Genomic DNA, 10,150 nt, shown 5'->3' with positions numbered 1-10,150 from the left:
GGACTCCCGGGGCCGGGTGGGGGAAGGGCTCCGCCCGCCCGGCGGCGCCGAACTCGCGCGTCTCGGACACGTGTCTGCCCTCCAGCGGCTCCGGCACGGCTCTCGCCGCCAGGCGTCCCGTGCCCGGCGGCCGACCGTGTCTTGCAGGCATTGTTCCCGCGCGGGTGGCCCGTCACCCCGAAGCCGTCCCGCAGTCACCAACGCGGCATGACGTCGTTGACCTTGTGTGACAGGTGTGGTGACGCGCGCACAGCGTGCAACGAAGGGTCCGGGCGCGGTGATCGCGGTGGCGGTGGCGGCGCTGGCGGTGCTGATCGCCGGGTGCGGCTCGGGCGGCGGCTCCGACGACAAGCCGCACCCGTCGGCGAGCGCGCACCCGGCGACGAAACCGCCGACGTTCGTCGGCGTCTACTCCCCGGAGACCGGGACCACCGTCGGCACCGGAATGATCATCTCGCTGGACTTCTCCCGGCCGATCACCGACCGGGCCGCCGTCGAGCGCGGCGTCAGCGTCACCAGCGTGCCGCCGGTCGAGGTGATCGGCCACTGGTTCGGCGACCAGCGGCTCGACCTGCGCCCGGCCCGGTTCTGGCAGCCGGGCACCCAGGTCAGCCTCCACCTGCGGCTGCGCGGGGTGCAGGGCGCCCCGGGTGTGCGCGGCGTCCAGTCCAAGGACGTGGCCTTCGCCATCGGCCGCGACCAGCACAGCACCGCGGACGTGCTCACCCACACCATGACCGTGGTCCGCGACGGTCACCTGCTGCGCGAACTGCCGATCTCCGCGGGCAGCGACCGGCACACCACGTACAACGGGATCATGATGATCTCCGAGAAGTACGAGGTGACCCGGATGAACGGCAGCACCGTCGGCTTCGGCGGGGAGTACGACATCCCGGACGTGCCGCACGCGATGCGGTTGACCAGCTCCGGCACCTTCGTGCACGGCAACTACTGGTCGCCGCCGTACGTCTTCGGCACGCAGAACGTCAGCCACGGCTGCGTCGGCCTGCGGGACCGCAAGGGCGGTGGCGCGGACACGCCCGCCGGGTGGTTCTACGGGCAGTCCATCGTCGGCGACACCGTCGAGGTGGTGAACTCCCCGGACCGTACGGTCGCCCCGGACAACGGGATGAGCGGGTGGAATCTGGGCTGGGCGGAGTGGACCGCCGGGTCCGCGCTCTGAGCCGCGGGACGGGCGCAGGCGTGGCCGCGCGCGTGCTTCGGGCGGCGGCGGGTGGCTCCGGACGGCTGTGTACGGCTGTGTACGGTGGGTCGCGCGGGTGAGTGCGCTGTCGCGGTACGTATCCGTACATGTGCGCACCCACCGTTCCGGAGGTGAATCGGGCGTTGACCGGCCGTGTCTTCGGGTAGACACCCGGATGGCAGTTGGGACGGAACGGTGACAATCCCGTGGCACGGGCACGCGATTTCATATGGTTTTCTTACGCTGGCAGGGGGAGTTCGGGTGTGTCACGCGGTAGGGGAGCAAGGACTTTGAAGCCGATAGGTGGGGCCCGTGGTGCCAGAAGGCACGCGGCTACGGCTCTGGTGCTCGGAGCGCTGATGCTGGTGGTGACCGCATGCGGTCCTGACGGCGGCGGCAGCAAGGCGAGTTCCGGCAGCAGCGACGACGGCAAGGGCGGTGGCGCCAAGACCAGCGCACCGGACACGACCGTCTCGAAGGCGGTCGTCGACATCACGCCCAAGGACGGGACGAGCAACGTCGCGACCACCGGCGTGCTCAAGGTGTCGGCGACGGGCGGCAAGCTGTCCGCGGTGACCGTGAAGGACGACAAGGGCAATCCGGTGGACGGCAGCATCACGTCCGACGGCCTCGGCTGGGCGCCGAGCGGCCATCTGAACACCTCCACCCAGTACACGGTGGACGCGTCCGCGAAGGACTCCACGGGCCGCGAGTCCGACAAGCACGCTACCTTCACCACGGTGGTGCCCAAGGACACCTTCGTCGGGTTCTTCACCCCGGAGGACAACTCCACCGTGGGCGTCGGTATGGAGGTGTACCTCAACTTCAACCGGCCGATCACCGACAAGAAGGCCGTCGAGGCGGGGCTGAGCGTCACCGCGTCGCCGTCCGTGCCGATCGCCGGCCACTGGAACGGCAACACCCAGCTCTTCTTCCGCCCGCAGGACTACTGGGCGGCCGGTACCAAGGTCACCTTGAAGCTCAACCTCAACGGGGTGGAGGGCGCCCCCGGGGTGTACGGCACGCAGAGCAAGTCGGTGCACTTCACGGTGGCCCGCCGCCAGGTGAGCGTGGTGAACGCGGCGAAGCACACCATGACCGTCTACCGCGACAACAAGGCGATCAGGACCATCCCGATCTCCTCCGGCTCTCCGGAACACACCACGTACAACGGCAAGATGGTGATCTCGGAGAAGTACGTCAAGACCCGGATGAACGGTGACACGGTCGGCTTCGGCGGGGAGTACGACATCCCGGACGTGCCGCACGCGATGCGGTTGACCAACTCCGGCACCTTCATCCACGGCAACTACTGGGCCGCGACCTCCGTCTTCGGCCACAGCAACACCAGCCACGGCTGCGTCGGCCTGCACGACGTGCGCGGCGCGGGCGACTCCAGCACCCCGGCCGCCTGGTTCTACAACAACTCGATCATCGGGGACGTGGTCCAGGTGACCAACTCCCATGACAAGACGGTGCCGTGGTACAACGGCCTCAACGGCTGGAACATGCCGTGGAGCGAGTGGACGCAGGCGTCCTGACCGCAGCGTTCTGACCGCGGCGCCCTCACCGAGGCGCCCGGTCCCCGGCCACCGGCCGACGCGTCCGACCGTACGGCCCGCCCTTCGCCTGGGCGGGCCGTCGTCGTACGCTCCGGACATGACTGAAACCCCGGTGACCCCGGTGACCCTCGAGGTCGAAGACGGCGTCGGCACCATCAGGCTGGACCGGCCGCCGATGAACGCGCTGGATGCCGCGATGCAGGACCTGCTCAAGGAACTGGCCGAGCAGGCCACCGCGCGGGCGGACGTACGGGCGGTGGTGGTGTGGGGCGGTCCGAAGGTGTTCGCGGCGGGCGCGGACATCAAGGAGATGCAGGCGATGTCGTACGAGGACATGGTGGACCGCTCGCGCGGGTTGCAGGATGCCTTCACCTCGGTGGCCCGCATCCCGAAGCCGGTGGTGGCGGCCGTCAACGGCTATGCGCTGGGCGGCGGTTGCGAGCTGGCGCTGTGCGCGGACATCCGGATCGCCGCGGACGACGCCAAGTTGGGCCAGCCGGAGATCCTGCTCGGGCTGATCCCGGGCGCCGGCGGCACCCAGCGGCTGGCCCGGCTGGTCGGCCCGTCCCGCGCCAAGGACCTGATCTTCACCGGCCGGACCGTCGCCGCGGCCGAGGCGCAGGCGATCGGCCTGGTCGACCGGGTGGTCCCGGCCGAGGAGGTGTACGCCCAGGCGCTGGAGTGGGCGCGGCGGCTGGCTCGCGGTCCGGCGTACGCGCTGCGGGCCGCGAAGGAGGCCGTGGACGGCGGCCTCGACACCGACCTGACCAGCGGACTCAACCTCGAACGCACCCTGTTCGCCGGGCTGTTCGCGACCGCCGACCGCGAGACGGGCATGCGCAGCTTCGTCGAGAACGGCCCGGGCAAGGCGGAGTTCGCCTGAGTCCGCCTGAGTTCGCCTGAGTCCGCCGACCCGTGTGACGCGTGTGACGCCGGTTTACGTGAATTAGCGGGGTTACCGGGCGAAGCCGTCCCGTTACGGCCATCATGAAGACATGGCGGGACGGGGTGGTGCGGAACAGCCGCGACAGGCGGCACAAGTGGCGGGTGCGGTGCCGCTCATGGCCGCCGACGACCCCGGTGAGGCGGACGACCCCGACGACACAGCCGGCGCCGCCGCGGCCAAGGCACTGGAGCTGATCGGCGACCCCTCGGTCAAGGAGGTCCACCTCGCCTCGCGGCCCGAGTCGGCCTCCACCGCCCGCCGGTGGTCGCTGTCGGTGGTGCGGATGTGGGGCCTGCCGCACCTCGCCGACACCGTCGAACTGCTCGTCTCGGAACTGGTCGGCAACGCGGTGCGGCACACCGGCGCGCGGATGTTCGGGCTGCGGATGCACCGGCGGCGCGGCTGGGTGCGGGTGGAGGTGCGCGACCCGTCGCGCGCGCTGCCCTGCCTGATCCCGGTGCGCGAGATGGACACCAGCGGCCGCGGGCTGTTCCTGGTCGACAAGCTCTCGGACCGCTGGGGGGTCGACCTCCAGCCGCGCGGCAAGACCACGTGGTTCGAGCTGCGGGTGATGGACCGGATCTGAGCGGCGCGGCGGGGTGGCCGGCGGCGCGGCTGCTCCACGGGAATTGGAAGAGGCCCTCCGCGCGTCGGGGGGGATGACAGCGGGGGGCCTCTTCAACATCGCCGCGAAGCAGGGGGGGTGTTCCGCGGCGTCCTGGGAACGGCCGAGCTCGGGTCCGTGACGGCCGTTGCTATCGACTGTGGCACGGGACAGGGTGCGAGAGCAAGTTTGGGAAGCGTGTCACTCGCCACAAACCAGGCATATTACTTCTGGATGAAAGGGTGACATGTGCCACCCACCTTGTAAATGATGGTTAAACTCTCTCATGACCTTTTCATATAGAGAATGCTTATGTGACCGGTGAGACCCTGTAAGGGTCCGCCCCCGAGTCCATGGTGGGGTAAGCCCCCATAGGAGTTGGGGGATTCGCCGGATGGGCCGGGCCGCTCCGTCGCGAGAGAGTCGGGTGGTCGGTCGGCAATACGAGGAGAGCCTGTGGCAGGGACCATGACAGCAACCGGGGCGGGCCCCGGCCCGGCGGCGATACGCGCCGTACCGGCCTTCGTCCGCTTCGTGGTCTTCGGCGGCGGCGTCACCCTGCTGGGCAGCGGCGCGCTGCTGCTGGTCGGCGACCGCGCGCCGGTCGCCGCCGCCAACGCCGTCATCACCGTCGTGACCACCCTGCTCGCCACCGAACTCCACACCCGCTTCACCTTCCGGCGCGGCCGGGCGAGCTGGAGCGACCACTGCGCGAGCGGGCTCACCGTCCTGCTGTCGTACCTCTTCACCACCGGCGCGCTGCTCGGCTACGACGCCTTCCACACCGGCGGGGGCGCCCTGGCGCGGCAGGGCGTCTACCTCGCCGCCTCCGGGGCCGCCGGGATCGCCCGCTTCCTGCTGCTGCGGTACGTCTTCGGGCGCACCCGCCACGTTCAGTCGCCGACCGCGCGGATCGCGGGCCGGATCGCGGGGGCGGTCCGGGGCGCCTGGGCGGCTTGGGGCGCTCGGGGTGGCGTGGCGTTCGCCCGTGCCGTACGCGCTGTACGGGGGCGGCGGGTCGGCCGGCGGGATCACCGCGCGGGCGCTGCCGCCGCCTTTGCTGCCGCCTCCGTTGCCGTCCCGGCCCACCGTCACGGCCGTGACCCGCGCCTCGGCGGTGCGCTGCGGGGAGACGAACTTCGACAGCCGGGAGGTGAGCGACGGCGTGGCGGGTGCGCGCTGCACCGGCAACTCCGCTGCGGACGTGGAGCGTACGGGGGCGAGCGGCACGGCGGCCTGTGCGGCGGCCGGTGTGCCGCCGGGTGCCGGTACGGGTGGGAAGGCGGGCGCGGGCGCGAACACCGCGCGCTGCACCACGGGCCCGGCCGCCGGTTCCGCCGGACCCTCGCCAGTGCCGTCGCCCGTGTCGTGGCCGCCGACGACGGCGACCGGCAGGGCGACCGGCGGCTGACCGGTGCCGGGAACGGCGGCCGGCGCCGGGGCGAGCACGTCCCGGATCAGCCCGGTCGGCGCGTCGTCGAGCACGACGTGCGCCAACTGCCCGGTGAAGGAGGGGTTCTGCCAGGCCGCGAGCGAACCGCCGAAGTCCGCGGCCGCGACCGTGTGCCGCGACGGGTGCGCGCTCGCCCGCTGGATCGGCGGCAGCGTGGACCAGCCGGGCGGCCCGCTCGGCCGCGCGGCGGCCGTACCTGCGGCGGCACTTGCGGTCGTACCGGCAGCCGAAGCCGGCCCGGCGCCGTGCGCGGAACCCGACCCGGTGCCCGGCACCGTACCGGGCACCGCCTCGGCCGCCGCGGTGCCGCCCGGCTGCGCGCCACCTGTCTGCACACGTCCGCGTGCGCGGGCCCGTGGGGCCCACCGGTCAAGGATTCCCATGGCCGTAACCCCGTCCTCTCACCGCTCGGCCGTGGCACGCGTGACGAGCGAGGCGATCTGCTCGGCGTACTGGCGGCGGTCGCGGTGTTCGAGGTCCAGGATGTCCTCCAGGCTCCAGTGGAAGTGGTAGGCGATGTACGCGATCTCCTCGTGCACCCGGTCGGTCGCGTACGTCACGATTCCCCCAGGCGGCTCCCGCCGAGCTCGACCTCGAACGGCTGCTCGCAGTGCGGACAGGTCACGCCGGCCCGGGTGTGGCCCTCGGCGTTGATCTGGCGGTAGAAGTCCTGGAGGAAGGCGAGGTCGGAGGCGAACATGTTCTCCACCACGCCGTCGTGCATGTGCGGCACCGTCCCGAGCCGGGTTATCACCCGGCCCAGCAGCACCACGGAAAGGTACGCCGGGTTCTCCTGCACCCGCAGGTCCCGCAGCGGGATCAGCTCGTCCCGGGCGGTCGCCAGGCGCATCACCCCGTCGCGGTGCACGGTGCCCGACTCGTCGACGTAGCCGCGCGGCAGCTCGAACGCGAACTCGGTGCGCAACTGCCGCCGCACCGGAGCCGGTTCGGCGACGGGTGACGACAGGGCCGAGGCCGGCGCCGACGGCGCCCCGGTGGTCACCGGGACCGCCGTGGCGCCGTCGGGCAGTTGGCCGCCTGATCTGGAAGCCGGTCCGCGGCGCATTACTCCATGATCATTTCTTCGTAGGTGATCGTCACGGTCTCGGTCAGCGCCGAAGCCTCACCGGCCTTCACCGTGCTCGCCGAGACCTTGCTGCACCACGCCTGCCGCAGGTGGTACCGCTTCACCGGGTTGTTCATGTAGTCCATCACCAGGATGCTGGCGTTCTTGCGGGCCGAGCCCATGTCGCCGCGGACCGACGCGTTGATCCAGTCGTTGAAGGCGGTGGACTGGGTCATGCCGCGTACGACGGTCGCCTCGCCGGCCTTCTTCACGCCGGGCATCTTCTTCGTGACCGGCTGCCCGTTCGCCGACACCTGCTGGTACTCGATGACGTCCTGCGTCATGTCCAGGCCGTTGACCTCCTGGAGGTACTCGACCATCACCCCGTCGATCTGGAGGCCGAAATTGTGTGAGGTGAGCGCATCACCTGGCTGGAGACTCATGGCCGCTGTTCCTTCGCGTCGTCGCGCTGCTCGTACGTCATGCCGTGCTGGTCCTGCCGCTGCCGCTGCCCGTGCTGGTCGTGGTCATCCGTGGCCGCGGTCACTCCTCCAACTCGCCCGCGCCGCTGGAGAACTGGGCGAGCCGGAAGATCACGAACTCCGCGGGCTTCACCGGGGAGACACCGATCTCGCAGATCACCCGGCCGAGGTCCACCGACTCCGGCGGGTTGGTCTCGGCGTCGCACTTCACGTAGTAGGCGTCGTCCGGCTGGCCGCCGAACAGTGCGCCGCCGCGCCACTCGGTGACCAGGAAGGCCGAGATGTTGCGCCGGATCCGCGCCCACAGCGCCTGGTCGTTGGGCTCGAAGACGACCCACTGGGTGCCGTTGAGGATCGACTCCTCGAGGTAGTTGAAGTACCGGCGGATGTTCAGGTAGCGCCAGGCCGGGTCGGAGGACAGGGTGCGCGCCCCCCAGACCCTGATGCCGCGGCCGGGGAAGGAGCGGATGCAGTTGATGCCCAGCGGGTTGAGCAGGTCCTGCTCGCCGCGGGTGATCTGCAGCTCCAGGTCCACCGCGCCGCGCACGACCTCGTTGGCGGGCGCCTTGTGCACGCCGCGCTCGGAGTCGTTGCGGGCCCAGATGCCGGCCACGTGGCCGCTCGGCGGGACCAGCCGGGTCTGGCCGCCGGCCGGGTCGAAGACCTTGATCCACGGGTAGTACAGCGCCGCGTACTTGGAGTCGTAGTTGGACGTCTCCTGGCGCCACACCCGGATCTGCCGGGCGTTCAGCCCGGGCGGCGGGTCGATGATCGCCAGCCGGTCGCCCATCAGCTCGCAGTGCGCGATGAGGCCGAGCTGGACCGCCTTGACGGACTCCAGGTCGATCGCGCCGCGCTGGTAGGCCGCCATCAGGTCGGGGACGGCGACCATCGAGATCTCGTCCACCGCCTCCAGGCCGCCGAAGCCGGTGCGGTCGGCGCTGTCGCCGAGGTACTCGCCGACGCCGATCGACTCACCGGCGTCGGAGTCCGCCGGACCCGCGGTCGCGGGGGCCGCGGACGGAGCGGCGAGCGTCACCGTCTGGTTCTCCGGGCGGACCAGCTGCCCGGCCGGCGTGGCCTCCTTGACGGTGATGAGCTTGGAGCGCTCCTTGACCTGGGTGACGACGTAGTTGCGGTTGCCGCGCTTCGCCGTCACGTCGAAGGTCTCGACGGTCTTCTCGCCGTCCTTGACGAGCAGCCGGAAGCGCTCGGCGGGCCCTTCGCCCTCGGCGTCCGCGACCTCGACGCTGAGCGCGCCGGCCTCGCCGGGCGCGAGCGCCGCGACCTTGAAGGCGCCGAGCGGGGTGTCCTCGCCCGCGGTCAGTGCGGCCGGGCCGGCACCGCCGCCGGCGACGGCCGCGGACTGCTTGCCGCTCACGCCCGACGCGGCGCCGGGCACTCCGCCGGCCTCGCCGCCCACCCGGACGACGTAGGCGGCGGAGCCGCCGTTGTTGAAGAAGCCGTAGACCGAGTGCGCGAGGAAGTAGCCGTCGGTGAACTCACCGAAGGACGCGACGTACTGCGTCCAGTTGGTCACCAGGGTCGGCTCGTTGAGCGGACCGGTGGGTGCCAGGCCGACGAAGGCGGCAACCGATGTGCCCACCCCCTCGATCGGGCGGGAACCGCTGGCCACTTCCTCCACGTAGACGCCCGGCGACAGATACGACGGCATGCGCTGTTCTCCTCGGGGTACGAGAAAAGGGGTCGACTCTCACCCTCGCCTGCCCGGGCTGCGACCGTAACGTCCTGCGGTGCCTTTGCGGGGGCAGTTCCGCTGCCCTGAAGGGCAGCGGGCCGTCTCCGGGGTTGTGCGGGACGCGCCGCCCCGGGATCGTGGCGCCCGACACCGCGCCCGACTCGTCACCGTATGTCCGTTCATGGCGTGACCCGCACCGGTGCCCGGCGGCGCACCGGCTGCCCCCGCGGCCGGTCCGCCGGGCCCCGGGGACGGATGGCGCACGTGGTGCGCAGGAGGTCTGCCCCCGGGACTGCCCCCACGGCCCTTGCCCCGGGCAGGGTGTTCGCCGTAGTCAGAGATGGTCATCCAAGGAGAGGGTGGTCATGCACGCGCACGAACAGGTCAACGAGGCTTCCGCGAACAGGCGTTCACGGCCGCCCGCGCTGCCCCGCCCGGCGGTCGCCGGGCCGCCGCAGGCGCGCGGCATGACCGCCACCGGACTCCTGGCCCTGCAACGCAGCGTGGGCAACTCCGCCGTGGCCCGCATGCTGGCGGACGACGGGCACCCGCACGGCGCGGGCTGCGGGCACGGCCCGGCCGTCCAGCGCTCCGAGGTGCACAGCGTCCAGCGTTCCGAGGTACACAGCGTGCTGCGCGGCTCGGGCCGCGCGCTGGCCGCCCCGCTGCGCGCCGAGATGGAGGCGCGGCTCGGCGCCGACTTCGGCGACGTGCGCGTCCACGACGACAGCGCCGCCCGGCGCTCGGCCGCGGACCTCGGCGCCCGCGCCTACACCTCGGGCAACCACGTGGTGGTGGGCGACGGCGGCGCCGACAAGCGCACGCTCGCCCACGAACTCACCCACGTCATCCAGCAGCGCACCGGCCCCGTCGCCGGTACGCCCACCGGCGACGGGCTGCGGGTCAGCGACCCGGGCGACGCGTTCGAGCGGGCCGCGGAGCGCAACGCCGAACGGGCGATGTCCGGGCCGGTCCCGGTGCAGACCGCGCCGGAGCAGACCTCATCGGAGCAGACCTCATCGGAGCGGGACGGGCTTGCCCAAGGCGCGGGGCCCGTAGCCGAGTTGACCGGCACGCCCGACATCCAGCGGGTCGCGGTGCCGACCGCCAGGCCCGCCCGCAGCGGGATCACGG

The 10,150-nt window shown here is 71.7% G+C and carries 10 protein-coding genes; 5 read left to right on the top strand and 5 right to left on the bottom strand.

Annotated elements, in window-relative coordinates; all coding sequences use genetic code 11:
- Nucleotides 1-238: 238 nt before the first annotated feature.
- The 4 genes from AC13HU_RS22420 to AC13HU_RS22405 all read left to right on the top strand — a co-directional run bounded on the left by AC13HU_RS22420 (nucleotide 239) and on the right by AC13HU_RS22405 (nucleotide 4,298).
- Nucleotides 239-1,183, top strand: coding sequence for a L,D-transpeptidase (locus AC13HU_RS22420; protein ID WP_483043717.1), 945 nt, complete (start codon nucleotides 239-241; stop codon nucleotides 1,181-1,183).
- A gap of 380 nt (nucleotides 1,184-1,563) precedes the next feature.
- Nucleotides 1,564-2,745, top strand: a complete 1,182-nt coding sequence (locus tag AC13HU_RS22415) for a L,D-transpeptidase (RefSeq protein ID WP_483043719.1) — start codon at nucleotides 1,564-1,566, stop codon at nucleotides 2,743-2,745.
- A 118-nt stretch (nucleotides 2,746-2,863) separates the two neighbouring features.
- The gene (locus AC13HU_RS22410; RefSeq protein ID WP_483043716.1) at nucleotides 2,864-3,649 is read left to right on the top strand and encodes an enoyl-CoA hydratase/isomerase family protein; all 786 of its coding nucleotides are present in this window, start codon (nucleotides 2,864-2,866) and stop codon (nucleotides 3,647-3,649) included.
- A gap of 178 nt (nucleotides 3,650-3,827) precedes the next feature.
- Nucleotides 3,828-4,298 (top strand): ATP-binding protein, encoded by a 471-nt coding sequence (locus tag AC13HU_RS22405; RefSeq protein WP_483043718.1) that lies wholly within the window; start codon nucleotides 3,828-3,830, stop codon nucleotides 4,296-4,298.
- A gap of 219 nt (nucleotides 4,299-4,517) precedes the next feature.
- Here AC13HU_RS22405 and AC13HU_RS22400 read toward each other — a convergent pair whose 3' ends face one another.
- From AC13HU_RS22400 to AC13HU_RS22380, 5 genes are all read right to left on the bottom strand, one after another.
- Complete coding sequence (locus AC13HU_RS22400; protein ID WP_483043715.1) at nucleotides 4,518-6,104, bottom strand: hypothetical protein; 1,587 nt, start codon at nucleotides 6,102-6,104, stop codon at nucleotides 4,518-4,520.
- Nucleotides 6,105-6,170: 66 nt separating this feature from the next.
- Nucleotides 6,171-6,329: a DUF6760 family protein gene (locus tag AC13HU_RS22395; protein ID WP_328467055.1), complete on the bottom strand. Its 159-nt coding sequence runs from the start codon at nucleotides 6,327-6,329 to the stop codon at nucleotides 6,171-6,173.
- Nucleotides 6,326-6,835, bottom strand: a complete 510-nt coding sequence (locus AC13HU_RS22390) for a hypothetical protein (RefSeq protein ID WP_483043714.1) — start codon at nucleotides 6,833-6,835, stop codon at nucleotides 6,326-6,328. The genes AC13HU_RS22395 and AC13HU_RS22390 overlap by 4 nt, the downstream gene beginning before the upstream one ends.
- A complete protein-coding gene (locus AC13HU_RS22385; RefSeq protein ID WP_202234991.1) occupies nucleotides 6,835-7,278 on the bottom strand; it encodes a phage tail protein in 444 nt (147 codons plus the stop codon). The genes AC13HU_RS22390 and AC13HU_RS22385 overlap by 1 nt, the downstream gene beginning before the upstream one ends.
- Nucleotides 7,279-7,378: 100 nt before the next feature.
- The gene (locus tag AC13HU_RS22380) at nucleotides 7,379-8,992 is read right to left on the bottom strand and encodes a phage tail sheath family protein (RefSeq protein ID WP_483043713.1); all 1,614 of its coding nucleotides are present in this window, start codon (nucleotides 8,990-8,992) and stop codon (nucleotides 7,379-7,381) included.
- Between the two features lie 389 nt (nucleotides 8,993-9,381).
- Here AC13HU_RS22380 and AC13HU_RS22375 point away from each other — a divergent pair.
- Nucleotides 9,382-10,150 (top strand): eCIS core domain-containing protein (locus tag AC13HU_RS22375; protein ID WP_483043712.1); only part of this gene is annotated, 769 nt, incomplete at its 3' end.

It is taken from the genome of Streptomyces sp. NH27 (genome assembly GCF_056859195.1).
Note: the sequence above shows the minus strand (reverse complement) of the source record. Positions and strands in the feature narration are given on the sequence as shown.